Annotated in this window: 24 protein-coding genes; 20 read left to right on the forward strand and 4 right to left on the reverse strand. The window is 38.1% G+C overall.

Annotated features, from left to right (window positions below; all coding sequences use genetic code 11):
* The first annotated feature begins 1 nt into the window (after position 1).
* The 7 genes from PYW42_RS01640 to PYW42_RS01670 all read left to right on the forward strand — a co-directional run bounded on the left by PYW42_RS01640 (position 2) and on the right by PYW42_RS01670 (position 6,857).
* Complete coding sequence (locus PYW42_RS01640; protein ID WP_002403812.1) at positions 2–1,009, forward strand: sugar kinase; 1,008 nt, start codon at positions 2–4, stop codon at positions 1,007–1,009.
* Positions 1,010–1,021: 12 nt separating this feature from the next.
* A complete protein-coding gene (gene kduI, locus PYW42_RS01645) occupies positions 1,022–1,861 on the forward strand; it encodes a 5-dehydro-4-deoxy-D-glucuronate isomerase (protein ID WP_002362992.1) in 840 nt (279 codons plus the stop codon).
* A gap of 21 nt (positions 1,862–1,882) precedes the next feature.
* Positions 1,883–2,671 (forward strand): gluconate 5-dehydrogenase, encoded by a 789-nt coding sequence (locus PYW42_RS01650; RefSeq protein ID WP_002362994.1) that lies wholly within the window; start codon positions 1,883–1,885, stop codon positions 2,669–2,671.
* Positions 2,672–2,900: 229 nt separating this feature from the next.
* Positions 2,901–4,007: a beta-galactosidase BglB gene (gene bglB, locus PYW42_RS01655; protein WP_002403811.1), complete on the forward strand. Its 1,107-nt coding sequence runs from the start codon at positions 2,901–2,903 to the stop codon at positions 4,005–4,007.
* Between the two features lie 20 nt (positions 4,008–4,027).
* Positions 4,028–5,035, forward strand: a complete 1,008-nt coding sequence (locus PYW42_RS01660; protein WP_002358408.1) for a TRAP transporter substrate-binding protein — start codon at positions 4,028–4,030, stop codon at positions 5,033–5,035.
* 14 nt (positions 5,036–5,049) lie between these two features.
* Complete coding sequence (locus PYW42_RS01665; protein WP_002355305.1) at positions 5,050–5,526, forward strand: TRAP transporter small permease; 477 nt, start codon at positions 5,050–5,052, stop codon at positions 5,524–5,526.
* Between the two features lie 35 nt (positions 5,527–5,561).
* The gene (locus tag PYW42_RS01670) at positions 5,562–6,857 is read left to right on the forward strand and encodes a TRAP transporter large permease (RefSeq protein WP_002411307.1); all 1,296 of its coding nucleotides are present in this window, start codon (positions 5,562–5,564) and stop codon (positions 6,855–6,857) included.
* Positions 6,858–7,004: 147 nt separating this feature from the next.
* Here the strand turns inward: PYW42_RS01670 and PYW42_RS01675 are convergent, their stop codons facing one another.
* Complete coding sequence (locus tag PYW42_RS01675; protein WP_002363000.1) at positions 7,005–7,877, reverse strand: helix-turn-helix domain-containing protein; 873 nt, start codon at positions 7,875–7,877, stop codon at positions 7,005–7,007.
* A 120-nt stretch (positions 7,878–7,997) separates the two neighbouring features.
* Between PYW42_RS01675 and rhaB the strand changes: the two genes are divergently transcribed.
* The 6 genes from rhaB (at position 7,998) to PYW42_RS01705 (ending at position 13,944) form a co-directional block, all read left to right on the forward strand.
* Positions 7,998–9,509: a rhamnulokinase gene (rhaB, locus tag PYW42_RS01680; protein ID WP_002363001.1), complete on the forward strand. Its 1,512-nt coding sequence runs from the start codon at positions 7,998–8,000 to the stop codon at positions 9,507–9,509.
* Complete coding sequence (rhaA, locus tag PYW42_RS01685; RefSeq protein ID WP_002355309.1) at positions 9,506–10,792, forward strand: L-rhamnose isomerase; 1,287 nt, start codon at positions 9,506–9,508, stop codon at positions 10,790–10,792. The genes rhaB and rhaA overlap by 4 nt, the downstream gene beginning before the upstream one ends.
* Before the next feature lie 27 nt (positions 10,793–10,819).
* Entirely contained in the window at positions 10,820–11,668 is an 849-nt protein-coding gene (gene rhaD, locus PYW42_RS01690) for a rhamnulose-1-phosphate aldolase (RefSeq protein WP_002363003.1), read from the forward strand.
* Positions 11,665–11,976, forward strand: a complete 312-nt coding sequence (rhaM, locus tag PYW42_RS01695; RefSeq protein ID WP_002355311.1) for an L-rhamnose mutarotase — start codon at positions 11,665–11,667, stop codon at positions 11,974–11,976. The genes rhaD and rhaM overlap by 4 nt, the downstream gene beginning before the upstream one ends.
* A 251-nt stretch (positions 11,977–12,227) precedes the next feature.
* Entirely contained in the window at positions 12,228–13,106 is an 879-nt protein-coding gene (locus PYW42_RS01700) for an AraC family transcriptional regulator (protein WP_002355312.1), read from the forward strand.
* A 1-nt stretch (position 13,107) separates the two neighbouring features.
* On the forward strand, positions 13,108–13,944 hold the full coding sequence (locus tag PYW42_RS01705; protein WP_002355313.1) for a sugar phosphate isomerase/epimerase family protein: 837 nt from the start codon (positions 13,108–13,110) through the stop codon (positions 13,942–13,944).
* A gap of 82 nt (positions 13,945–14,026) precedes the next feature.
* On the opposite strand, the gene PYW42_RS01710 is transcribed toward PYW42_RS01705, so the two are convergent.
* Positions 14,027–14,227, reverse strand: a complete 201-nt coding sequence (locus PYW42_RS01710; protein ID WP_002355314.1) for a hypothetical protein — start codon at positions 14,225–14,227, stop codon at positions 14,027–14,029.
* Positions 14,228–14,333: 106 nt separating this feature from the next.
* Complete coding sequence (locus tag PYW42_RS01715; protein WP_002355315.1) at positions 14,334–15,815, reverse strand: peptide MFS transporter; 1,482 nt, start codon at positions 15,813–15,815, stop codon at positions 14,334–14,336.
* An 818-nt stretch (positions 15,816–16,633) separates the two neighbouring features.
* On the opposite strand from PYW42_RS01715, the gene apf reads away from it, so the two are divergent.
* Positions 16,634–17,233 (forward strand): aggregation-promoting factor, encoded by a 600-nt coding sequence (gene apf, locus PYW42_RS01720; protein WP_002355317.1) that lies wholly within the window; start codon positions 16,634–16,636, stop codon positions 17,231–17,233.
* A 69-nt stretch (positions 17,234–17,302) separates the two neighbouring features.
* Here the strand turns inward: apf and PYW42_RS01725 are convergent, their stop codons facing one another.
* On the reverse strand, positions 17,303–17,683 hold the full coding sequence (locus tag PYW42_RS01725; RefSeq protein WP_002355318.1) for a PaaI family thioesterase: 381 nt from the start codon (positions 17,681–17,683) through the stop codon (positions 17,303–17,305).
* Positions 17,684–17,793: 110 nt separating this feature from the next.
* Between PYW42_RS01725 and menB the strand changes: the two genes are divergently transcribed.
* The 6 genes from menB to menC are packed head-to-tail and all read left to right on the forward strand — an operon-like array spanning position 17,794 to position 25,138.
* Positions 17,794–18,663, forward strand: coding sequence for a 1,4-dihydroxy-2-naphthoyl-CoA synthase (menB, locus tag PYW42_RS01730; RefSeq protein ID WP_002386093.1), 870 nt, complete (start codon positions 17,794–17,796; stop codon positions 18,661–18,663).
* Between the two features lie 4 nt (positions 18,664–18,667).
* Complete coding sequence (locus tag PYW42_RS01735; protein WP_002363006.1) at positions 18,668–20,125, forward strand: o-succinylbenzoate--CoA ligase; 1,458 nt, start codon at positions 18,668–18,670, stop codon at positions 20,123–20,125.
* Positions 20,122–21,489 (forward strand): isochorismate synthase, encoded by a 1,368-nt coding sequence (locus PYW42_RS01740; protein ID WP_002363007.1) that lies wholly within the window; start codon positions 20,122–20,124, stop codon positions 21,487–21,489. The genes PYW42_RS01735 and PYW42_RS01740 overlap by 4 nt, the downstream gene beginning before the upstream one ends.
* A complete protein-coding gene (menD, locus tag PYW42_RS01745) occupies positions 21,489–23,222 on the forward strand; it encodes a 2-succinyl-5-enolpyruvyl-6-hydroxy-3-cyclohexene-1-carboxylic-acid synthase (RefSeq protein ID WP_002355323.1) in 1,734 nt (577 codons plus the stop codon). The genes PYW42_RS01740 and menD overlap by 1 nt, the downstream gene beginning before the upstream one ends.
* Positions 23,210–24,034, forward strand: a complete 825-nt coding sequence (menH, locus tag PYW42_RS01750) for a 2-succinyl-6-hydroxy-2,4-cyclohexadiene-1-carboxylate synthase (protein ID WP_002363009.1) — start codon at positions 23,210–23,212, stop codon at positions 24,032–24,034. The genes menD and menH overlap by 13 nt, the downstream gene beginning before the upstream one ends.
* Positions 24,035–25,138, forward strand: a complete 1,104-nt coding sequence (gene menC / locus PYW42_RS01755; protein WP_002355325.1) for an o-succinylbenzoate synthase — start codon at positions 24,035–24,037, stop codon at positions 25,136–25,138.
* The last annotated feature ends 44 nt before the right edge of the window (positions 25,139–25,182 follow it).

Below are 25,182 nucleotides of genomic sequence, written 5' to 3' on the forward strand. Positions count from 1 at the left end.
CATGGGGAAAGTCGTAACATTGGGAGAAATCATGTTGCGTTTGTCCACGCCTGTCGGAATACGCGTAGCACAAACAGAAAATTTCGCTGTACATTACGGCGGTGGTGAAGCGAATGTAGCGATTTCGTTAGCGAACTATGGCCACCAAGTGACTTTTGCTAGTAAAGTGCCCGATAATTCATTAGGAGAAGCCGCCAAAAAGCATTTAAGTCGTTATGGGGTTTCAACGGAATTTGTACGAACTGGCGGAACACGTCTAGGAACGTATTATTTGGAAACTGGTACAGGAGAACGAGCAGCCAGTGTTGTCTATGATCGCGCCTATTCAAGCTTTGCTCAAATCGAAGAAATGGAATGGGACTTACATGAGCTGTTTTCAGGAGTAGAGATCTTTCATATTTCAGGAATTACAGCGGCGTTATCAAAAACGTGGCAAAGTATGACGGTTGCGCTAGTTAAAGCAGCGAAGCAAGCAGGGTGCCAAGTAAGTTTTGACATTAATTATCGAGGGAAACTTTGGTCCCAGAAAGAAGCGAGCGTGGCATTGAAGTCCATTCTTCCATTTGTTGATATTTGTTCAGCTGGGGTATTAGATGCTCGTTATTTATTGGAGATTCCAGAACCAGAGGAAGAACTTGAAGACGCATTAACGTGGTACTACCGAAAAATGCAAGAACGTTATCCCAACATTCAAGTATTTTATTCAACCAAACGTCAAGTTCATTCAGCGACAGATAATGAATTAATCGGAACGCTATGGTACAAAGGTGCGTATTATACGTCCAAATGTCATCGATTACAACCGATTGTTGACCGTGTCGGTGCCGGTGATGCGTTTGCTGGTGGGGTTTTACATGGCATATTAGCTGCCTATGATCCACAAACCTGCATTGATTTTGCGACAGCGGCTAGTGCGTTAAAACATACTGTCCATGGTGATTGTAATCAATTTAGTCAAAAAGAAGTCCTTGCTTTTTTGGCAACGGGCTCAGGAAAAATAAATAGATAGGAGATTTTAGTTATGCAAAATATGGAAACACTTTATACACATAGTCCGGCGGATATCCGTCACTATTCAACAGAACAATTGAGAGATGAATTTTTAGTAGAGAAAGTTTTTATTCCAGGTGCAATCAGCTTAACCTACACACATAATGATCGGATGATTTTTGGTGGTGTGACACCGACCACAGAAGAATTAGAAATTATTTTGGACAAAGAATTAGGGGTTGACTATTTCTTAGAACGCCGTGAACTAGGGGTTATTAATATTGGGGGACCAGGCTTTATTGAAATTGATGGCGCCAAAGAAACAATGAAAAAACAAGATGGCTATTATATTGGGAAAGAAACAAAACATGTTCGTTTTTCTTCAGAAAACCCTGATAATCCAGCGAAATTTTACATTAGTTGTGTGCCAGCACATCATAAATATCCCAACGTAAAAATTAGTATTGATGAAATTACCCCAATGGAAACGGGTGATCCATTAACATTGAACCAACGTAAAATTTACCAATACATTCATCCGAACGTTTGTGAAAGTTGCCAGTTACAAATGGGCTACACCATTTTAGAACCAGGTAGCGCTTGGAATACAATGCCTTGTCATACACATGAACGTCGTATGGAAGCGTATGTTTATTTTGATATGGAAGAAGATACGCGGATTTTCCACATGATGGGTAAACCAGACGAAACGAAACATTTAGTAATGAGTAATGAACAAGCAGCTATTTCACCAAGCTGGTCAATTCATTCTGGGGTTGGTACAAGTAATTATTCCTTTATTTGGGCCATGTGCGGAGAAAATATTACGTACACAGACATGGATATGGTTGCAATGGATCAATTAAAATAAACCAAAGAAAGAGGAGAAAACATGGAATTTAAAATGAATGATTTTCAATTAGATGGAAAAGTAGCGTTAATTACAGGTGCTGTTTATGGGATTGGCTTTGAGATTGCGAAATCCCTAGCTGAAGCAGGAGCAACAATTGTTTTTAATAACTTATCTCCTGAATCAGTTGAACAAGGCTTGGAAAATTATCGGGCCGCAGGGATTGAAGCACGTGGTTATGTGTGTGATGTCACTGATGAAGAGCAAGTTCAAGCGATGGTCGCTCAGATTAAAGAAGAAGTCGGCTCTATTGATATTTTAGTCAATAATGCGGGAATTATTAAACGAATTCCAATGGTGGATATGTCAGCAGAAGAGTTCCGTCAAGTGATTGATGTTGACTTGAATGCGCCATTTATTATGGCAAAAGCGGTTATTCCAGATATGATTGAAAAGGGTCATGGCAAAATTATCAATATCTGTTCAATGATGAGTGAACTAGGTCGTGAAACAGTTAGTGCGTACGCGGCAGCAAAAGGCGGACTAAAAATGTTAACGAAAAATATTGCTTCTGAATATGGACAATATAATATTCAATGTAATGGGATTGGACCTGGCTACATTGAAACGCCACAGACGGCGCCATTAAGAGAACCAGGGCATCCATTTAACGAATTCATCTTGGGACGAACACCTGCTAATCGTTGGGGCACACCAGCAGACTTAGCTGGCCCAGCAGTTTTCTTAGCATCTAACGCTTCTGACTTTGTTAACGGACATATCTTATATGTCGATGGTGGAATTTTAGCTTATATTGGAAAACAACCATAAATAAGTAACAAAAAGCGGACATACCTAAAAAGGATGTCCGTTTTTTGTTATTTACTCATTGATTGAATTGGTAAAAACCGTATCTAATTTTTAAAAAAAGTCAATTTTTGACAGTAATTCGTCAAGATTAACTATATAATTTGCTAACATTCCTTGCTAAACTAAAATTACAAAAAAATGAAAGCGTTTCATTTGCGCTAGTGGGATGGAAAAGGAGTTTTGATTGCCGATGATTATTAAACAGGAACAATTCATACCAAAAGATACAGTAGAAACAACGATTGACTTATTAATTAGAAATTTAACAACGATTAAAGATAACACAGGTGAATTTCTGTTAGATTTTGATGGTTTAAAAGTTGATGACAAAAGTTGGACGATTTGGAACTGGCCGCAAGGCGTTGGGTTGTATGGTATATATAAGAATTATCGAAATACTAAAAGTGAAAAAGCTTTACAAGTAGTTAACGACTGGTTTGAAGGTCGGATGCAAGAAGGCGCGCCGCCTAAGAATGTGAATACGATGGCTCCGCTTTTAACAATGGCTTATCTATATGAAGACACTAAAGACTCTAAATATATACCTTACTTAGAGCAATGGGCGGAATGGGTGATGGAAGAAATGCCCCGAACGAATGAAGGGGGCTTGCAACATGCGACATATGGACCAGAAAATAAAAATCAATTATGGGATGATACATTAATGATGACTGTCTTACCTTTGGCAAAAATTGGTAAGTTGTTGAATCGACTCGATTATTTGGAAGAAGCAAAGCATCAATTTTTAATCCATATTAAATATTTACAAGATAAAAAAAGTGGTCTATGGTATCACGGTTGGACTTTTGAGGGAAATCATAACTATGCGGAAGCACTGTGGGCAAGAGGGAACTGCTGGATTACGATTGCTATTCCAGAAATTATTGAAATCTTAGAGTTGCCAAAAGGAGATAGTTTACGGGAATTTTTATTAAGTACCCTCAATGCGCAAGTGGCAGCTTTAGCGAAATACCAAGATGAATCTGGTTTATGGCATACATTAATTAATGATTCAAATTCGTATTTAGAATCTTCTGCTACAGCGGGATTCGCTTATGGGATTTTAAAAGCGGTTCATAAAAAATATATTTCTTCTGAATATGAAGAAGTGGCAAACAAAGCAATTGCTGGCTTACTAAATAAGATTGATGAAACGGGAGAAGTACAACATGTGTCAGTTGGTACAGGAATGGGTGATAATTTAGATTTTTATCGCACAATTGGAATGACAGCGATGCCTTATGGTCAATCATTAACAATCCTATGTTTGACTGAATTGCTTGTTTCTTATTGCTAGAAAAGTAAGGAGAAAAGTTCATGAAAAAAAGAAAGGTTTTATTTACAGCAGTTATGGTATTGGCAGGATTACAGTTGCTAAGTGGTTGCGGCAAAACAGAAGCTTCGGCAAATGATACGGTAGTCTTGCGCTATGCGTATGCTAGTAATAGCCAACCAGTTATCGATTCTATGAAGAAATTCGGTGAATTGGTAGAGGAAAAAACAGATGGTAAAGTTCAAATTGAATACTTTCCAGATGGTCAATTAGGGGGAGAAACAGAACTAATTGAATTAACACAAACAGGTGCAATTGATTTTGCAAAGGTCAGTGGATCAGCATTAGAAAGTTTTTCTAAAGATTATTCTGTATTTGCCATTCCGTATATTTTTGATAATGAAAAACATTTTTTTAAAGTAATGGATAATCAAGCGCTAATGCAACCAGTGTATGATTCTACAAAAAAATTAGGATTTGTTGGTTTAACTTATTATGACTCTGGTCAACGAAGTTTTTATATGAGCAAAGGGCCTGTTACATCTCCAGATGATTTGAAAGGTAAAAAAATTCGGGTCATGCAAAGTGAAACCGCCATCAAAATGGTAGAACTTTTAGGGGGTTCGCCAGTACCTATGGGTAGTTCGGAAGTATATACTTCTCTACAATCTAATCTAATCAACGGTGCAGAGAATAATGAGTTCGTTTTATATACAGCTGGCCATGGCGGTGTGGCTAAGTATTATTCTTATGATGAGCATACTCGAGTGCCAGATATTGTGATTATGAACGAGGGGACAAAAGAACGTTTGACAGCGAAACAAGAACAAGCGATTGAAGAAGCAGCAAAAGAATCGACCGCTTTTGAAAAAACGGTCTTTAAAGAAGCGGTTGAAGAAGAAAAGAAAAAAGCACAAGCAGAATATGGTGTTGTGTTCAATCAAGTAGACAGTGAACCATTCCAAAAACTTGTTCAACCGTTGCATGAATCATTCAAAAATAGCTCAGAACATGGCGAACTGTATCAGGCTATTCGACAGTTGGCGGACTAATTAAGGAGGTAATTATGAAAGGTTTTAGAAAATTTTTAAATCGACTTTTAGAAATACTTGGATCAATCATTCTTGCTGCAATGGTTTTGGTCGTTTTGTACCAAGTGTTTGCCCGGACAGTGTTAAAAAATCCTAGTACCTTAACAGAAGAATTTGTTCGCTTTGCATTGGTCTGGCTGGCGATGTTAGCTTCTGCTTATGTGGTTGGAAAAAAGGGACATTTAGCAGTAACTTTGTTAAGTGAAAAATTACAAGGGAAACAAAAACGCTTTTTAGAATTTATTGTTCAATTGTTGTTCCTACTTTTTGCAGGAGTGATTATGATATTTGGTGGTTGGAATGGTGTAGTAATTACGTTAGGACAAATTTCACCATCTTTGGCAATTCCTATGGGTTATGTCTATTTAGCCGTTCCAGTAGCAGGTGTTTTGATGTTTATTTATAGTTTGATGAATTTGCTAGAGTTATTCACGCAATCAAAAGATTCTTAATGCGTTTATAGAAGAAAAAGAATAGGAGTAAAAATATGGCTTTAGAAGCAGGCATTATCTTATTTGTAGTTTTTGCAGTCTTATTGGTAGTTGGTATGCCAATTGGTATGAGCATTGCGGCATCTTCAATTGCAACATTGTTATTAGTAATTCCTTTTGAAGCAGCTGCATTTACCTCAGCTCAAAAAATGGTCTCTAGTTTAAATAGTTTCTCTCTCGTAGCAATTCCGTTTTTTATTTTTTCTGGTGTGATTATGAATAATGGGGGAATTGCCCAAAAGTTGGTAAATTTTTCTATGTTATTTGTTGGTCGTGTTCCCGGCGCGCTAGCACATACTAATGTGTTAGGGAACGCATTATTTGGTTCGATTTCTAGCTCTGCAATTGCAGCATCGACTGCTATTGGTGGCGTACTAATTCCGCAACAAGTAAATGAGGGCTATGATCGGAAATTTGCAACGGCTGTAAATATTGCCTCTGCTCCTACAGGAATGGTTATTCCACCAAGTACAGCGTTTATTATGTATTCATTGGTGGCTGGTGGGGCCTCTATTTCTTCTTTATTTTTAGGAGGTTATTTGGTAGGTTCTTTGTGGGCGTTAGGAATTATGGTGGTAGCTTATGTTATTGCAAAACGTCATAATTATCCTACTGTGGCAAAAGCAAAAAAAGGAGAAGTCAGCAAGGTTCTGCGAGAAGCGGTTCCCAGTGTATTGTTAATTGTCATTATTATTGGCGGTATTTTGACGGGGTTATTTACAGCGATTGAAGCATCAGCAATTGCTGTCGCATACTCATTATTGATTTCAATGTTTTACTACAAAACAGTGAAAATAAACGATTTACCTAAAATGTTAAAAGAGGCTGTCTTGATGAGTGGAACCATTATGTTCTTGTTGGCAACTTCTTCAATGATGTCTTTTGCGATGGCTTTTACAGGGATACCAGAAGCAATCAGTACAGCTATTTTAGGAATCATAGACAATAAATACTTAATTCTACTATTAGTAAACGTTGTCCTATTGTTTGTGGGAATGTTTATGGATGTTGGTCCAGCTATTTTGATTTTTACGCCAATCTTTTTACCAATTGTTATGAATGTTGGGGTGGATCCAGTTCATTTTGGTTTATTTGCGATTATGAACTTGTGTGTTGGTTCAATTACACCACCTGTTGGAACAGGATTATATGTTGGTGCTAGTGTTGGGGGTGTTAAAGCTGAGCAAATGCTGAAACCACTAGTTCCATTTTATCTGGTAATCTTAGCAATTTTACTTTTAATCACATATGTACCTGAACTTGTCATGTGGTTACCAAATCTAATTTCTTAATTCAATACAAATTGTCTAACAACCCCAATTGAGCGAAATATAAGTTGTTCAATCAACTAGATTTGGTAATTTACTATAAAATATTGAGTTTAGGAGGCATAGAAATAAAAAATCTCTCTATGACATTATGTGTCATAGAGAGATTTTTTAGAAGCCACTTTTACGGTATTGACTAGGAGTTAATCCAGTTCGCTTTTTAAATAATCGACTAAAGTAGGCATAGTTTTCTAAACCAACATCTACAGCAATTTCTTTCATTGTTTGATTAGAATAGCGTAGTAAATCTTTTGAATAAGAAATTTTTTTACTAATTTGATATTTAATTGGCGGTAATCCAATGTATTTGGAGAACTCTTTGTTCAATTGATATTTATTTAAATGAAAGAGTTGAGCCAAGTCTTCTAAAGAAATTGTTTCTTTGAAATGTTGATCAATGTAAGCTTTCATTTCCAAAACCAATGATGGAATCGTTTCGTAGGTAAAGTCTTGACGATACTTTTGCAACAATAATTCGTTCAGTAATTGATGAATTAAGACGGAAGATTGGTAATCAGTTTGCGCATGTTGTAAATCTTGTAATTGTAATAATTGCTGAATGATTAAATGAATAGGATTATCTTCTGGAAGCTGATTAGTGGAGAAAACTGGTGAACCATTTTTCATAAATTCTTGGAAAAAAGCACCAGAATTTCCTCCTTCAAAATGAATCCAGTCCATTTCCCAAGGCTCTTCGCTGGTTGCTTGATAGTATTGATAATCCCGACAGTCAATAAAGAATAAATCACCTCTCTGTAAGCTGTATGTATGATAACGATAGCGTAATTCCCCAGTACCATTTAGCGTGAATTTAATTAAGTATGATGGTAAATGTGCCCGCTCCGTATAATAAGGGCGCGAGGCTTTAAACTGTCCAATTTCCTGTATGTAATAAAAAAGTGTGCGACTTTTGCTGCTAGGTGTCAAAATATGTCGCTTAGAATCGTCTGACCAAGAGTAGTCGGCTTTTTCCCAATAATCCATAAGAACCTCCTAATTACCAAGATAGTACAATTATATCTCAAAATTGTGAGAGGTGAAAGCGCTATTTTTTGTTTATGATGAATACATAAAGTTAGTCTAACGTACAAAAAAATAAAAATAGTGAAAGGATTGACAACTATCAACAAAGTGAAAAAAGAACAAGTTGAAAAACGAACCTATTTAGCGGTTGATATTGGCGCTTCTAGCGGTCGCATAATGAAAAGTCAACGCTTAGCGAATGGTCAGATAACAATAGAAGAAATTCATCGTTTTAAAAATGGTTTTCATCAAAAAGATGGGTATCAACGTTGGGATATGGCTAGTTTAGTTCATGAGTTACTGCTTGGTCTGCAAAAAGTTAAACAATTAGGTATCAAGGAATGCTTTATTGGAATTGATACTTGGGGTGTTGACTATTGTCTGCTGGATCAATCTGGACAACTTTTGGACGAACCGATTGCTTATCGAGATGGACGGACAGAAGCAGCTGTAACAAATTTTTCAAAAGGCTATTCATTAGAAAAATTGTACCAACAAACGGGGATTCAAGTTCAACCTTTTAATACCATTTTTCAGTTATTTGTAGAGGAAAAGGAACGTTTGGCTGCAGCCAGCCAATTGTTGTTAATCCCTGATTACTTAGGTTATGTCTTTACTGGAAAAGCAGTCATCGAAGCCACCAACGCCTCCACCACGCAACTGTTGAATGCTGGAATGAAACAATGGGAAAGTGAATTACTGGATTTCCTAGGAATTGATGAAACACTATTTCCAACATTAGTAGAGCCAGGCACGATTTTAGGCGACCTGCAAACAGCGGCTTTTCCAGACTATGATTTACCAAATGCAACGTTGATTACGATAGCTAGTCATGATACAGCTTCAGCAATTTTAGGTACGCCAGGCATTGGCGATGACTGGGCGTACATTAGCAGTGGTACTTGGTCTTTATTAGGCATTGAAACGACTGTTACAACAATTTCTGCTGAAGCTTTCCAAGAAAATTACACGAATGAATGGGGCGCCCAGAACACAATTCGTTTCTTAAAAAATATTATGGGTATGTGGCTAATTCAAGAAGTGGCACGGCACCAAAACTACCAATATAGCTATGCTGAATTGGCCGCCTTAGCTGAAAAAGAACCAGCATTTCAACAATTTATTGATGTAAATGATCCTCGTTTTTTAAATCCGGGAAATATGATTACTGAATTACAAGCCTATTGCCGTGAAACACAACAAACAGTTCCTGAAAGCCCTGGTGAACTCGCTCGTTGTATTTATGATAATTTAGCATTGTGTTACAGCGTAGAACTAGAAAAATTAGCTCAATTAACAGGAATCGAACGGAAAATTACAACTTTACATGTTGTCGGTGGTGGTTCCAATAATCGTTTATTGAACCAGCTAACTGCTGATGTTGCTAATGTTACAGTGAAAGCGGGACCTGGGGAAGCAACTGCTTTAGGTAATCTTTTGATGCAGATGATTGCAACAGGTGAACTTAAAGATATTCCAGCAGCTCGTACTTGTATCCAAACATCTTTTCCCACGGAAATCTATCAAGCAAATCCAATTGATTCAACAATAAAAAATCGCTATCAAGCATTTATGAAAAGGAGCTCATTATGACAACCATTACACAAAAATATGAAGAAGCGAAAGAAAAATATGCTAGTATTGACGTAGATACCGAAGCTGTATTGGAAAAAATGGCTGATGTCAAAATTTCAATGCATGTGTGGCAAGGAGATGATGTGAGAGGCTTCTTAAGTGAGGATGAACTTTCTGGCGGTATTTCAGTTACAGGGAATTATCCAGGCGTTGCTCGAAGTCCCCAGCAACTACGTCAAGATTTAGAAAAAGCGTTTTCTTTAATTCCAGGAAAACACAAATTGAATTTGCATGCTATTTATTTAGACACAGAGGAAAGGGTGGATTTAAACGAACTGGAACCAAAGCATTTTGAACCATGGGTGACTTGGGCAAAAGAAAATGGCTTAGGATTGGACTTTAATCCAACCTTTTTCTCGCATCCAATGTACCGCGATGGCTTTACTTTAGCTCATCCGAATCCGCAAGTTCGAGACTTTTGGATTGAGCATGGGAAACGTTCACGAAGAATTGCTGAATATTTTGGAAGAGAATTAGGACAAGTAGCTGTCAATAACTTTTGGGTGCCAGATGGCTTTAAAGATAACCCAGTTGATCGTTTAACGCCGAGAAAGCGGCTAATGGCTTCGCTAGATGAAATTTTTTCAGAGGAAATTGATCCAGCTTATACAGTTGATGCAGTGGAAAGTAAGCTCTTTGGGATTGGTTCAGAAGCCTATACAGTTGGGTCTCATGAATTTTATATGGGCTACGGTTTAACGCGGAATAAATTAATTTGTTTAGATGCTGGTCATTTTCATCCAACAGAAGTGATTTCTAATAAGTTATCTTCATTATCCTTATTTGGCGAAGGAATGCTATTACATGTCAGTCGTCCAGTTCGCTGGGATAGTGACCACGTTGTCATTATGGATGATGAATTGCAAGAAATTGCCAAGGAGTTAGTTCGCAATGATTTATTAGGAAAAACACACGTGGGCTTAGATTTCTTTGATGCCACAATCAATCGTGTTGCCGCTTGGGTGATTGGCACCCGCAATACACAAAAAGCGTTAATGAAAGCGATGCTTGAGCCAACAAACGTCTTAAAAGAAGCTGAATTGATAGGAGATTTTACCACACGTTTAGCCTTAACGGAAGAGTTAAAAGACTTTCCATTTGCCGATATCTGGAACTACTACTGTCAAGAAAATCACGTACCTATCGGCTTAGATTGGTTAACGGATGTTCAAGAATACGAAAAAGTGATTTTACCAACTCGTCAATTGCCAACAGGTAAAGATAGTTGTCGTTTTTCATAAAATTAACAAACGAGAGGAACTTATAAAATGAAAAAAATGAACGTGTTACAAGCACCATTTGTGGAAGAAATGGTCAAAACGACCAAAAATTTATATCGTTTAGGTTGGGATGAACGAAATGGCGGAAATATTTCGTATTTATTAAAAGAGGAGGAGATTTTACCTTTTCTAAATCCAACACAAGTGCTCCGAAAGATTCCAATGAAATTTGATGCAACGAAATTAGCAGGAAAATATTTTATCGTGACAGGCTCAGGAAAATATTTTAAAAATGTCTGTGATGCACCAAGCGAAAACTTAGGGATCTTACGAGTTAGTGAAAATGGCCAGGAATTAGAACTATTGTGGGGCTTAGAAGATGAAGCTGTGCCAACGAGTGAATTACCTAGCCATTTTATGAGCCATATTGCTCGTTTAGCTGTTGATCCAGAAAATCGCATTGTCATGCATAATCATGCGAGTCATTTATTAGCAATGAGTTTTACTCACGAATTAGATGAAAAAGTCTTTACTAGAACATTATGGCAAATGTGTACCGAATGTTTAGTAGTATTTCCAGACGGTGTTGGTATTATTCCATGGTTGGTTCCTGGAACGAATGAAATTGGTGTAGCAACGGCTGAAAAAATGAAAGAATCTCGTTTGGTTTTATGGCCGCAACATGGTATTTATGGTACTGGCCGTGATATGGATGAAGTATTTGGTTTAATTGAAACTGCTGAAAAAGCCGCTGAAGTGTACACTTATGTTTGTGCGCAAGGAGGCGTTCGCCAAACAATTTCAGATGCAGATTTATGGCGCTTAGCAGAAGCGTTTGGTGTGACACCGAAAGTTGGCTATTTGGAAGAGAAAGTATCAAAACGGAGAAAGCTATGATAAAAAAAGCCTTTTGTATGCAAGTATATCCTGATCAACATGCCGAATATCAACGACGTCATGAGAAGTTATGGCCAGAAATGCGTCAAATGCTGAAAGAACATGGGGTAATTAAGTATCAAATTTTTTTAAATACTGAAACCAGTACACTTTTTGGTTATTTAGAAATAGAAGATGAAGCTCGCTGGGAGCAAATAGCACTGACACCAATCAATCAAAAATGGTGGAACTATATGGAAGATATTATGGAAACAAATCCTGATTGCTCGCCAGTGACGGCTGAATTAAAAAAAGTTTTTGAACTATAATTTAAAATAGAACAGTTTGTTATAGTGAATCGTATGATTGTACACAAAACAACTTACTTGAGTAGAGTTGATTTCAAGGGATTGTTCTAGAACTTACAAAGAAAGCCTTTGTGGTAACGGCTGTTCCAGAAAGAAATAAATTGTACCAACATTAGCTGTAACTGTTTATTCAAAAAATAGTTAACTTCTAAAAAAAGAGGTGAATCTTGTTGAAGAGTGTAAAAGAAATCCGGAAATCACAAGTAAATAGTATGATTTCAGATCAATATGAGATCTTTCATGTAAAAGATATGGTCAGTCCAGAAAAAACCATCTATCATTACCACGATTTTTATGAAGTCCATTGTACGTTAAAAGGGGTAGCAACGTTCTTTTTAGATGGACATCAATTTGATGTTGAAGCAGGGACCGTTTTACTCATTCATTATCATGATTTACATCGAATTATTAAGCAGAGTACTGATAATTTTGAACGGATGTATATTTTTTTAACACCTGATTTTTTACAACAACGATCTAGTAAACGGACAAACTTGTCTGCTTGTTTTCAACATTTTGGTCAGCGTCGTAGTAAAGTTATCAAAGTGGATGTAGCAAAATTAGCAAACTACTTGACCCCGTTAGATCATTCTCCTTTGCCAGAAGAATATGGTGCGGATGTTCGTTATGAACAACAACTGTTAGACTTTTTAATTTACTTAAATCAATTAGTTCTGAAAGAAGAGAATGAGAGCCAACCAAAACAAATGATTGAAAATGAACGAATTGAAGCAATGATTACCTACATTTCTCAAAATTTGGATCAACCATTAACCTTAGAACAGATGGAAAAAAATTTTTTTGTGACTAAGTATTATGTAACGCGGGAATTTAAGAAACATACAGGATTTACTTTCCATCAATTTGTGCTGAAAAAGAAACTACTTTACGCTAAACAGTTATTAAAAGAATATCGCAGTGCTAGTGATGTTTACCTGAAATGTGGATTTAAATCATATCCACACTTTTTGAAATCTTTTAAAAAAGAGTTTAATATGACACCGAAAGAATTTTTGGTGAAACATAAGAATAATCAGATCATTCATTTTGATCATTACGAAGAATCTATCAAGAAAGTGAGGCTTGAATAAAATGTTGACACTTGCAGTACGTGCCCATGATGTTGGCACCAAAATATCTCCTGTGGAATTGGCTAAAAAAATTGCTGAAACGAACATAACTTCAATTCAATTTGCCTTAGGTATTTCTTATCCAGAATATGCAAGTGCTGCTGTTCTATCTCCAGGACTAGGAAGCCAATTGAAGAATATTTTCGAAGATGAAAAGATTACGATTAGTGTCCTAAGTTGTTATATTAATCTGATTCATCCAGATTTAGAAGAGCGAGAAAAACGACTTCATCAATTTGAAACATACATTCGTTACGCTTCAATGTTTGGGGCAAAAATCGTTGCAACTGAAACAGGCAGTATATATGAAACGATTTATTACACTGAAGATAATTATACAGAAGAAGCCTACGAAGAAGTTTTATTTTCTGTTAGAAGATTATGTCGAGAAGCTGAAAAGTATGGGATAATTGTTGGGATTGAACCAGGAATCAATCATCCAATTCATACAATTGAAAAAATGCAACGATTGATTGACGAGGTTGCTTCAACTAATTTAGGCATTATTTTGGATCCTACCAACTTAATTCGAGTGGATATAGATAAAACGTATTTGGAAATAGTAGAAGAAGCGTTTGAGTGTTTTGGTGAAAAAATCGTTGCTTTTCATTTGAAAGATTTCATTATAAGAAATCAGCAGATATTTCCGGTAGCCATTGGCGAAGGGCAGGTACCTCTTAAAGAAACCATTCAATTTCTGAATAAACATAAGCCCGGACTGTTCACTATTTTTGAGGAAACACCATTTGAAAAAATAGCAAGTGCCTATCAAAAAGTTTCGCAATATCATTCTATTTAGATAAAAATGTACAACAAAAACATCTCGATTTTTTGAGATGTTTTTCGTTGCTTAATAAGACAAAATATAAAATATACTTGCCTTAAAAACTCACATAAAAGAAAGAAGCAATCGCCACAGCAAATGAAATAATAGCAAACACTAAACTACTCCATAGTCCTAACAGAATAAATGGTGAGGTTCTTTTGCCGCCCTCTTTCTTTAAGTAGGAAAATGTCCGTCCAGTAACAATGAATTGCCAGATACTAATCAATAAAAAAATACCGCCAATTAAGTAACGCATGTCCTCGTCCTCCTTCTACTTAGTATACCACTTGATGAAAACGTTATCAAAACGCTGTATAAAAAAGTTGCCTTTCAAAAAAGAGAAAGGCAACTTTTTTGACGGTTTAACGGACGTCACCCATTAAGTTTTGGATTGGTTTTTTCACAATGAATAAGAGAATCCCGGCAACGACAGCTACAAGTCCGACAATCCCAAAATATGCTGACTCTGTTCCAGGTGTATAGAAACGAGCAATTTGAGCGTTAATGGCTTGTGAAGCGGCATCTGCTAATAACCAAATAGCAACGGTTTGAGCTTCGAAAGCTTTCGGTGCTAATTTTGTAGTAATCGATAAGCCAACGGGAGATAAACACATTTCTCCGACAATCATAATGAAGAAACTAAAGAATAACCAAAGTGGACTCACCCGTCCTTCGGTACCATAAAGTAGACCTGGCAACATTAATAAGACGAAGGAAAGACCAGCAAAGACTAGCCCTAGTGAAAACTTCACAACTGTTGATGGTTGACGTTTACCTAGTTTTGTCCATAATGTAACAAAAATAGGGGTCAAAATAACTACGAATACAGGATTTAATGATTGGAACCAGCTAGCGGCAATCGGGAAGCCAAACAAACTCGTTTGCGTCCGTTCATTTGCAAATAGAGCAAGAATAGACGAACCTTGTTCTTCCAATGACCAGAAAACAATTGCTGCTAAGAATAATGGCAAGTAAGCCAGAACTTTTGGTTTTTCTTCAGCAGTGACATCTTTAGACGTTAACATTTTGCTGAAATAATAAACTGGTAACAGGATTCCTAACACGCTGATGGTATTAATAAAGAAATCAATTGTTAAATGTCCTGTGACATAGGCGCCACCAAAAATAAGTAAAGCAACGACAATTGCCAACATAAATGCTTTAGCAAATTTCTTTTGCTCTTCTTTAGACATTGGATTAGTTGGGGCCTGACCAATTCCAGCCAGAGATTTACGTCCTTGGAAATAATATTGTAGTAGCCCGAAGAACATCCCTACTGCGGCAACTGAAAAGCCTAAATGATAATTATATTCTTGTCCTAAAGTTCCGACAACAAGGGGAGCGATTAAGGCTCCGATATTAATCCCCATGTAAAAAATGGAGAAGCCTGCATCTCTACGTAAGTCAGTTTTTGAATAAAGATGGCCAACCATCCCTGAAACGTTTGGTTTTAACATCCCAGTCCCGAACACAATCAACATAATAGAAACGAATAAGGCGGGGACACCAAATGGGGTAGCGAGAACAATATGTCCAGCAATGATTAACAAACCACCAATAAAAACAGTTTTCCTTGAACCTAAGACACGGTCAGAGACCCAACCGCCAATGATACTGGACATGAAAACCATTGATCCATAAATGGACATGATGGCTAAGGCAGTTGCTTTGGGGAGACCTAAACCGCCATTGGCTACGGTATCGTAAATATAATACATTAGAATAGCACGCATGCCGTAGTAACTGAAACGTTCCCACATTTCTGTGAAGAACAGTGTTGCTAGTCCTTTCGGTTGTCCCAGAAAGGATTTGTCTAATTTCTCAAGTTGTTCTTTGTCACTCATAGATAAAACTCCAATTCTTATAATATTCAGAATATTTGATAATAAAATGACTTAAATGTAGATTCATATATTTTATTACTCATAGATTGGAAAATAGAAAGAAAAAAAACTGATTATGTTTTTAAATAACAAGCGTTCGAGCGATTGTTTGTTTTTTATTCGTGAATTATGATGAAAATGAATATTTATTCTGCTTTATTTTCAATAATTTGTTTTCACAGTCGTTTTAGCTGTTCTTTTTTTGAATAAGATTAAAATGAATAAATAACAAGCAAAATATAAGATTTTTTTGTTTAACTCTTTTTGTTTCAATAGGAAGTGCTTAGTGTTTTTTCAGAATCGAAAAATGAATACGACAAAAAATTTATCTATATATATAGAAGGAAAAATAAAAGTAGTGAATGATAAAAAAATTCAAAGAAAACACTTGTTCTTTTTAGGCGTGAGTTTTTGAAAAAAACATTCTCATGTCTAGTATCTTTAACATTTTGTTACTTTTTGACTGAAACGAATGTAAAAAAACCGACATTTAATGGCTAATCAAGGGTTAGAAAACGGTTTCTCAAAAATAAAATCCTGTTTTTTTAACTTTTTTTCGCAAAATATAAACAGGATAATATCAAGCTTCCAGCAGCTTTTTATTACAAAATGTAACAAAACCGACATTCTAGTAATAAATTGTCACGAGATATTCACCTACGGCCGGCCATTCGATGATAAAGTATGTGAAGTCGTTTCGATAAAGCGAAGCAGACGTGGTTGTTGCCGAGAGCTAAGAGCAACAATCAAATATTTTTAATTACAAAGGAGAAACATACATGAAATCAATCAAAACGATTTTACTTGGAACAACTTTGGCCGCAGGTTTAGGATTATTCTTAGGAACAGACGCAAACGCAGAAAGCTTATATACAGTTAAAGCAGGAGATACTTTATCAACAATTTCTCATCAATTTGCAGGAGACAATAGCTTAATTCAAAAAATTGCTTCTGATAACAAATTGCCAAACCTTGATTTAATTTTTGAAGGAGAACAATTAGTTATTCGTTCAGAAAAAGAAGTTGCTAATACTCCAGCACCAGCTGTAGAAGTTGCACCAGTTCAACAAGTAGTTGAACAACCTGTTGCACAACCAGTACAACAAGAAGTACAACAACCTGTTGCTCAAGAAGTAGCGCAACCAGCAGCACCTGCCGCAAGCAGTGATGCAAAAGAGTGGATTGCACAACGTGAATCTAGTGGTTCTTACGATGCAACAAACGGTCAGTATATCGGTCGTTACCAATTATCTGCCTCTTATTTAAATGGTGACTATTCACCTGCCAACCAAGAACGCGTGGCAGATCAGTACGTAGCAGGTCGCTATGGTTCATGGGATGCAGCTAAATCATTCTGGTTAGCAAATGGTTGGTACTAAAATTAAATAAACGAAGTAATCTAATTACTTATTAAAAACCATAAACAAAAAAACAGTAACCTGTAAAGATTACTGTTTTTTTTGTCGATTTGTTAAGGTACAACGCCCCACGCTCGTCAATTGGTGGTCTGCGTTATATATTTTTGCTTCCCAAACTTGAAGGGTCTTTCCCGAGTGATCGGGTGTCGCAATCACGGTAAGGCTACCATCATGGACACTACGAAGATGATTTACTTGTAAGTCTATGCCGACAGCAAAAGTGTTTTCAGGAACGTTTTCGTTCGCACCTAAACTACAGGCAGTTTCAATTAAGACGCCGTTTAAGCCCCCGTGGACAAGGCCATAGGGTTGTTTATGCACGTCTTTTACCGTTAAAGTAAGCTGACATTTCTCAGCAGAAACCTGTTGAATCGTGATGCCTAAATACTCTAAAAGATGAATAGTAATCAGTCCTTTCTAATAAAAGAGAGAATAAAAGGTTTTTTATTTATTATACAGGAATGAAGAAAATTTGAAATAGCCATGTTTTTTCTTAAAATTCAAGCGACTTTTTCTCTAAAGTGCCGATTCTTGTGTATAATAGAAAAGATGAGATTAATGAAGGAGGTTTCCTAATGAGAAACTGGACAACAATTAAAGAATATGATGAAATTTTATTTGAGCAAGCAGGCAAAGTAGCAAAAATTACTATCAACCGCCCGCATGTTCACAACGCATTCACACCAAAAACAGTCATGGAAATGATTGATGCATTCAACATTAGTCGTGATAAAGAAGATGTCGGGGTTATTATTTTAACAGGCGCAGGTGACCAAGCATTCTGTTCTGGTGGCGATCAAAAAGTTCGAGGTAATGGTGGGTACGTTGGCGAAGACAACATTCCACGTTTAAATGTGTTAGATTTACAACGGTTAATCCGTGTCATTCCCAAACCAGTAATCGCAATGGTGAAAGGCTGGTCCATTGGCGGCGGCAATGTTTTACAATTAGTTTGTGATTTAACAATTGCGGCTGAAAATGCTAAGTTTGGGCAAACAGGACCAAATGTCGGTAGCTTTGATGGTGGATACGGCTCAGGTTACTTGGCGCGCGTTATCGGCCATAAAAAAGCGAAAGAAGTTTGGTTTATGTGTAAACAGTATTCTGCTCAAGAAGCTTTAGATATGGGCTGGATTAATACAGTTGTTCCATTGGATCAAGTAGAAGATGTGACAATGGGGTGGGCAGAAGAAATGTTAACCAAAAGCCCGATTGCTTTACGGATGATTAAAGCCTCTTTAAATGCCGATACAGATGGCTTGGCTGGTGTGCAACAATTAGCTGGTGATGCGACACTTCTTTACTATACAATGGCTGAAGCACAAGAAGGCCGAGATGCATTTAAAGAAAAACGGACACCAGATTTCGATCAATTCCCTAAATTCCCATAAACCAATGACTTGGTTAAATAAACAAGTACAAAAACGTCCCGATCATCCTGCTTTTTATTTTCAGGATGAATCTTGGACGTTTTTAGAAGTGCAACAAGAAGTCAGCCATTGGGTAGCCACATATCAACAGGTGCTTGCACCAGAAGAAAAACGTGTGGCTTTATTCAGTAAGAACAGCAAAGAGTTGTATTTTTCAATTCTAGCCTTATGGGAATTGGGGAAAGAGTTATTATTTTTAAATACGCATTTGACACTTGCTGAACTGACTTTTCAGTTAAAAGATGCGCAAGTTAAAACGATTATTGGTGCGCCTGAAACGCAGGCTTTGTTAGAGGAGATTTCTTTTGTCGACGTTCAGCCAATGGTTAAAAAACAGCATAGTCTTTCACATCAGGAGTTTCAACAGCCAAGTGACTTAGAGTCGGTGGCTTCTATTATGTATACATCTGGAACTACAGGACAGCCTAAAGGGGTCTTGCAACGGTTTAAAAATCATTTGGCCAGTGCTAGAGGCACTCAAGAAAATATGGGGATTACTGCTGAAGATTGTTGGTTGTGTGCAGTCCCATTATTTCACATTAGCGGATTGTCGATTGTTGTTCGACAACTCGTCTTAGGTTGTAGTATTCGCCTTTACGATAAATTTGATGAACAGCAAGTGACACAAGATTTACAAGAAGGCCATGGAACCGTCATTTCAGTGGTTGCGACAATGTTGCAACAATTATTGTCTGTCTATCCTGAAGCTGGCTACAGAGCCAGCTTTAAAGGAATGCTATTAGGCGGCGGACCGATTGCTCCGGATAAATTAGCGCAGTGTGAGGAAAAAGGGATTCCAGTCATTCAATCTTACGGGATGACGGAAACGTGTTCGCAAGTTGTTGCCTTGAAATTTGAAGATGCGGCACTGAAAATCGGCTCTGCTGGACAACCGTTAAAAGATATGCAGATCAAAATTGTTGATGAACTAGGACAAGAACAGCCAGAAAAGCAAGTCGGGGAAATTTTACTTAAGGGACCAAACGTTGTTTCAGGTTACCTTAACCAGCGTCAACCTGAAAAATGGACAGCAGATGATTGGTTTAAAACAGGCGACATGGGCTATTTAGATGCACAAGGTTACCTGTATTTGGTTAGTCGTTTAAGTGAACTCATTATCTCTGGTGGTGAAAATATTTACCCCACTGAGGTTGAACAGGTGTTACAGGCGATAACAGGAATTAAAGCAGCGGCAGTTGTAGGAGAACCAGATGCGCAATGGGGAGCCGTCCCAGTTGCTTATGTGATTAGTGACCAAGAACTCACCTTAGCGCAAATTCAAGACCAGTGTTCACGAAAACTGGCAAAATATAAACGACCGAAACGCATTTATTTTTGTCATTCTTTCCCGCAAACAGCAAGTGGAAAGATTGCCAAACATCGTTTCATGACAGAAGAAAGAGAGGCGTTTTTAATCAGATGAAATTGCCTGATGAATTACGACAAGCCTATCAGAAGAATGCCCGTCAGTTCAGTTGGGTTTTTCCATTAGAAACAGAACAAACAGCCTTGGCAATTTTTGCCGCTGGTGAAAAGGCATACCAAGGAGAACGTTTTTTTTGGCAAACACCGAAAAAAGATTTTGCTTTGGTTGGCTTCGGATATGAAACTATCTTAAAAGGCGCAGAAACAGAAACGCATCAATTGAACAACTTTTTAAAAAAAGAGTCGGCAACTCGTTTTCAAAATATGTCTATTTCTGGTACGGGGGCCCTTCTGTTTGGCGGTTTGCCTTTTGATACAGAACAAACGCCTACTGAGGCCTGGGGAGAGTTAGGGGAAGGTTGGTTTTATCTACCAAGTATTCTATTTACTTTTTCAGGTTCACGTATTTATGGAACGCTGAACTTTTCAGGTTCTAGTGAACAAGAAGTCGAGGAACGTTGGTCGACTTTGGTGGCTCAGTTTGATCGCTTGTTAGCTACCTGTGAGGAATTGCCAGCTGTAGCGGAAACAAAGATTGACAAGGAAGAAGTTGCCGTGACTGAATGGCTACAAGCTGTCAACGAAACAGTAGCAGTCTTAAGAGAAGATGGCCCTTTAAAAAAAGTGGTTTTGGCTCGACAACTTGCTGTGAGCAGTCCTGAAAAAATTCGAAGTAACCAAGTGCTCGTTAATTTAATGGCACAACAACAAAATACGTATTTGTTTGCTTTAGAAGCCAAAGACACAAGTTTCATTGGTGCAACACCAGAACGACTTCTGTTGGGTACTAAAGAAACGTTTGCGACCGCTTGTATTGCAGGAACCATTAAAACGGGTCAAACACCAGAAGAAACGAAAGCTTTAGGAGCACAACTTTTACAAGACCGCAAAAATACCGGAGAACACCAAATTGTGGTGGAACGTTTAGCGAAAGAGTTGGCGAAGATGACGACTTCTGAAAACAGTATTCAAGCACCCATTATTTTGGAAAATCGAGATGTACAACATCTTTATGTGCCAATCTCGGGTCAACGTAAACCGGGAATTTCGTTCTTGGAAAGTGTGATGCAGTTACACCCAACGCCAGCTTTAGGTGGTGAGCCCAAAGAGTTGGCAGTCGAATGGATTCGACAATATGAGCCAGGGAGTCGTGGGTTATATGGTGCGCCAATCGGTTGGATTTCAGGGAATGATGATAGTGGCGAGTTCGCTGTGGCCTTGCGTTCAGGTGTCTTTGCTGGTCAGCAAGGCGTTCTTTATGCAGGTTGTGGTATTGTTGCGGATTCCCAAGCAGAGCTAGAAAGAGAAGAAACGAAAATAAAATTTCAACCGATGTTACGAGGAATTGGAGGGCAGGTTTAATGAATCATCAAGAAACAATGACCGATTATTTAACGGCCTTTATTGAAGGCTTAAAAAATAGTGGGGTTGAACAAGCAGTCATTAGTCCAGGGTCCCGTTCCACACCACTGGCTTTATTACTTCATCGGGAAACCGCAATCCAAACTTTTGTCGATGTCGATGAACGTTCCGCTGCTTTTTTTGCTTTAGGATTAAGTAAAGCGAGTCAAAAACCAGTGGTCTTACTTTGTACCTCTGGAACAGCAGCTGCAAACTATTATCCAGCAATTTGTGAAGCCAATATTAGCCATGTGCCTTTAGTCGTTTTAACAACGGATCGGCCGCATGAGTTACGTCAAGTTGGTGCTCCTCAAGCCATGGACCAATTACAAATGTATCAAAATCACGTGAAATTATTTGTTGAAATGGCTTTGCCAGAAGCAACAGAAGAGATGTTGAATTACGCCTATTGGCAAGGCGCTAAAGGAGCAGCATTCGCGCAACAAACGCCTGCAGCACCTGTTCATTTGAATTTTCCTTTGCGGGAACCATTATTACCTGACTTAGAGAGAAAAACAAAGAGTTCTCAACAAACGGCTTTATTCGCTGGTCAATCAATCCTTTCTACAGAACAAGTGCAACAGCTAGCGGATCAATGGTACCAGAAAAACGGCGTTTTGGTTGTCGGTGGCAGTCATACAGAGGAAGAAGCGGCGTTATTTATTCAATTAGCCGAAGCTTTGCAATGGCCGTTACTAGCGGATCCTTTAGCAAACATTGTGACACATGGGCAAAATAGTGAAGTTGTTATTGCACATAGTGATCTGTTTCTAAATGTGGCGACCTTGCCACAAGAACCAGAAGTGGTAGTGCGCTTTGGTTCGCTGCCAATTTCTAAAAACATCATGTTATGGTTGAAACGCTTAGCAACGACAGAGACTACTTTTTATTTTGTGGACGAAAATGGGCAATGGCAAGAGCAATTGAAAAAATCACAAACAGTTATTCAGGCAAAGGAAACCACGTTTGTAGAACAACTGCTAACGGTTGTCAAATCAACAGAAGCGACTTGGTTAGCACAATGGCTCTTGCTAGAAAAAACGGTCTCTGAAGTTCTTCTAGAAACGCTGAACGCGACAGAATTAAATGAAACAACAGCCAGCTTAGCTGTTCACCAAACAATGAAAGAGAACGGTCAGTTATTTGTATCTAATAGTATGGCTATCCGCTACTTAGATCGATTTATGGATAGTCGCCCTTATCGGATGTTTGGAAATCGCGGCATCAACGGGATTGATGGGATTGTTTCAACTGCTTTAGGAATGAGTGCCGTAGCACCGACACAGCAAAACGTTCTACTGATTGGTGATTTAGCGCTATATCATGATATGAATGGTTTATTTTTGGCTAAACGTTATCAGTTGCCGTTAACAATTGTTTTATTAAATAACAATGGTGGCGGGATTTTCTCTTTTCTATCTCAACGAACTTTACGTGAGGACGATTTCGAGCCTTTATTTGGAACACCGCTTGATTTAGATTTTTCGTTAGTTGCTGAACTTTACGGTGCTTCGTATCAAGAAGTCAAAACAATCGCGGAGCTCAAGCAAATTTTACAAACAGCGGCTGAAGAACCACAATTTCAAGTGATAGAAGTCAAAGGAAATCGCCAAGAGAATGTTCATTTGTATGAATCAATTTTAGCTGAAATTGGTAGACGAGTAGAAAGACAGGGGATTTCATGGAACGGTTAATTCGGGGGATGCAGTACCATTATCAATGGTTAACACCTTTTGATGCAAAGCGAACGACAGTAGTCTGTTTACACGGTTTCACAGGAACGTTAGCCACGTTTGCAGCCGTTTTTCCCAGTCAAACACCTTATAACGTTTTAGGCATTGATTTACCTGGGCATGGCGCGACTGCTAGTTTGGTAGCACCAGAGCGTTATACCATGAAACAGGTTTGCCATGATCTTGCTGAACTAACCGAATCGCTAAATTTGCCTTGCTTTTGTTTATTAGGCTATTCAATGGGCGCTCGAACAGCTTTAGGTTTTGCATTACATTATCCACAAAAGGTACAGCATCTTTTATTGGAAAGTGGGTCACCAGGTTTGGCCACCGTCGCAGAACGTCAGACTCGTATCTGTCAAGATCATCGTTTGGCGGAACGTCTCTTAGAGGAACCGCTGGTGGATTTTATTGATTTTTGGCAAGAATTACCGTTATTTCAAACGCAAAAAGCCTTGTCTGTGGCACAGCAAATGGCCATTCGTCAGGAACGTTTGAGCCAATCGGCCTTTGGATTGGCTAGTAGTTTGTGGTATATGGGCACAGGAGCGCAAGAGAGTTACTGGGAACGTCTAGCAGAATTGCAGCCGATTCCTACCGATTTATTGGTAGGCGGCGAAGATCAAAAATTTATTGGAATTGCGAAAAAAATGCAGGCACGTCAACCGTTGTTGAGGCTGACAATTTTTCCTGAAGCAGGACATTGTATCCATTTAGAACAACCAACGATTTTCTATGAAAAGGTGACAGCGTTATTGGAAGGAGCCGTCTGAATGAACATTCAATCAATTGAAACCTATCAGGTTCGTTTGCCTTTAAAAACGCCGTTTGTCACGAGCTATGGTCGCTTGGAAGAAAAAGCGTTTGATCTATTTGTAATAACGGATGAGCAAGGAAATCAAGGGTTTGGCGAATTAGTGGCTTTTGAGCAACCTGATTATGTGCAAGAAACGTTGGTAACCGAACGCTTCATCATCCAACAGCATTTAATTCCGTTACTTTTAACAGAAGCGCTTGAACAGCCGCAAGAGGTTTCAACAATTTTTGAAGAAGTTAAAGGGCATTGGATGGGAAAAGCTGCGTTAGAAACTGCCATCTGGGATTTATATGCCAAACGGCAACAGAAGAGTTTAACTGAATTTTTTGGACCAACGCGGAGGAAAATTCCTGTAGGGATTAGTTTAGGGATTCAAGAAGACTTACCTCAATTGCTTAAACAAGTTCAGTTAGCTGTAGAAAAAGGGTATCAACGAGTGAAGCTGAAAATTCGTCCCGGTTATGATGTGGAAGCCGTTGCTTTGATTCGTCAGCATTTTCCTAACTTGCCTTTAATGGTCGATGCAAATTCAGCGTATACATTGGCAGATTTGCCTCAATTGCAACGTTTAGATCACTATCAATTAGCGATGATTGAACAGCCTTTTGCTGCAGATGATTTTTTAGATCACGCACAATTACAAAGAGAACTGAAAACAAGAATTTGTTTGGATGAAAATATTCGTAGTCTCAAAGACTGCCAAGTGGCGTTAGCATTGGGTAGTTGCCGTAGTATCAATTTGAAGATTCCTCGTGTAGGTGGGATTCACGAGGCGTTGAAGATTGCCACATTTTGCCAAGAAAATAATTTATTGGTTTGGTTAGGTGGCATGTTTGAGTCTGGTGTTGGACGCGCATTGAATTTGCAATTTGCGTCACAGCCTACCTTTTCCTTTCCAGGTGATATTTCAGCCACGGAACGCTATTTTTATGAAGATATCATCACGGAACCTTTTATTTTAGAGCAAGGGACAATGACCGTGCCTCAGGGACTTGGTATTGGTGTTACACTTTCCCAGACGAATTTGCTAAAATACAGTCAGTATCAAAAAATCATGTAATGATAACAAAATTGCGCCTATGACTATGCAGAGAAGCATAATCT

The sequence above is a fragment of the Enterococcus faecalis genome (genome assembly GCF_029024925.1).
Classification (GTDB): domain Bacteria; phylum Bacillota; class Bacilli; order Lactobacillales; family Enterococcaceae; genus Enterococcus; species Enterococcus faecalis.

Bases quoted from the DNA above. Each gene is read 5' to 3' on its own strand.
- PYW42_RS01640 (WP_002403812.1), top strand. From the start codon at position 2: ATGGGGAAAGTCGTAACATTGGGAGAAATCATGTTGCGTTTGTCCACG.
- kduI (WP_002362992.1), top strand. From the start codon at position 1,022: ATGCAAAATATGGAAACACTTTATACACATAGTCCGGCGGATATCCGT.
- PYW42_RS01650 (WP_002362994.1), top strand. From the start codon at position 1,883: ATGGAATTTAAAATGAATGATTTTCAATTAGATGGAAAAGTAGCGTTA.
- bglB (WP_002403811.1), top strand. From the start codon at position 2,901: ATGATTATTAAACAGGAACAATTCATACCAAAAGATACAGTAGAAACA.
- PYW42_RS01660 (WP_002358408.1), top strand. From the start codon at position 4,028: ATGAAAAAAAGAAAGGTTTTATTTACAGCAGTTATGGTATTGGCAGGA.
- PYW42_RS01665 (WP_002355305.1), top strand. From the start codon at position 5,050: ATGAAAGGTTTTAGAAAATTTTTAAATCGACTTTTAGAAATACTTGGA.
- PYW42_RS01670 (WP_002411307.1), top strand. From the start codon at position 5,562: ATGGCTTTAGAAGCAGGCATTATCTTATTTGTAGTTTTTGCAGTCTTA.
- PYW42_RS01675 (WP_002363000.1), bottom strand. From the start codon at position 7,877: ATGGATTATTGGGAAAAAGCCGACTACTCTTGGTCAGACGATTCTAAG.
- rhaA (WP_002355309.1), top strand. From the start codon at position 9,506: ATGACAACCATTACACAAAAATATGAAGAAGCGAAAGAAAAATATGCT.
- rhaD (WP_002363003.1), top strand. From the start codon at position 10,820: ATGAAAAAAATGAACGTGTTACAAGCACCATTTGTGGAAGAAATGGTC.
- rhaM (WP_002355311.1), top strand. From the start codon at position 11,665: ATGATAAAAAAAGCCTTTTGTATGCAAGTATATCCTGATCAACATGCC.
- PYW42_RS01700 (WP_002355312.1), top strand. From the start codon at position 12,228: ATGATTTCAGATCAATATGAGATCTTTCATGTAAAAGATATGGTCAGT.
- PYW42_RS01705 (WP_002355313.1), top strand. From the start codon at position 13,108: ATGTTGACACTTGCAGTACGTGCCCATGATGTTGGCACCAAAATATCT.
- PYW42_RS01710 (WP_002355314.1), bottom strand. From the start codon at position 14,227: ATGCGTTACTTAATTGGCGGTATTTTTTTATTGATTAGTATCTGGCAA.
- PYW42_RS01715 (WP_002355315.1), bottom strand. From the start codon at position 15,815: ATGAGTGACAAAGAACAACTTGAGAAATTAGACAAATCCTTTCTGGGA.
- apf (WP_002355317.1), top strand. From the start codon at position 16,634: ATGAAATCAATCAAAACGATTTTACTTGGAACAACTTTGGCCGCAGGT.
- PYW42_RS01735 (WP_002363006.1), top strand. From the start codon at position 18,668: ATGACTTGGTTAAATAAACAAGTACAAAAACGTCCCGATCATCCTGCT.
- PYW42_RS01740 (WP_002363007.1), top strand. From the start codon at position 20,122: ATGAAATTGCCTGATGAATTACGACAAGCCTATCAGAAGAATGCCCGT.
- menD (WP_002355323.1), top strand. From the start codon at position 21,489: ATGAATCATCAAGAAACAATGACCGATTATTTAACGGCCTTTATTGAA.
- menH (WP_002363009.1), top strand. From the start codon at position 23,210: ATGGAACGGTTAATTCGGGGGATGCAGTACCATTATCAATGGTTAACA.
- menC (WP_002355325.1), top strand. From the start codon at position 24,035: ATGAACATTCAATCAATTGAAACCTATCAGGTTCGTTTGCCTTTAAAA.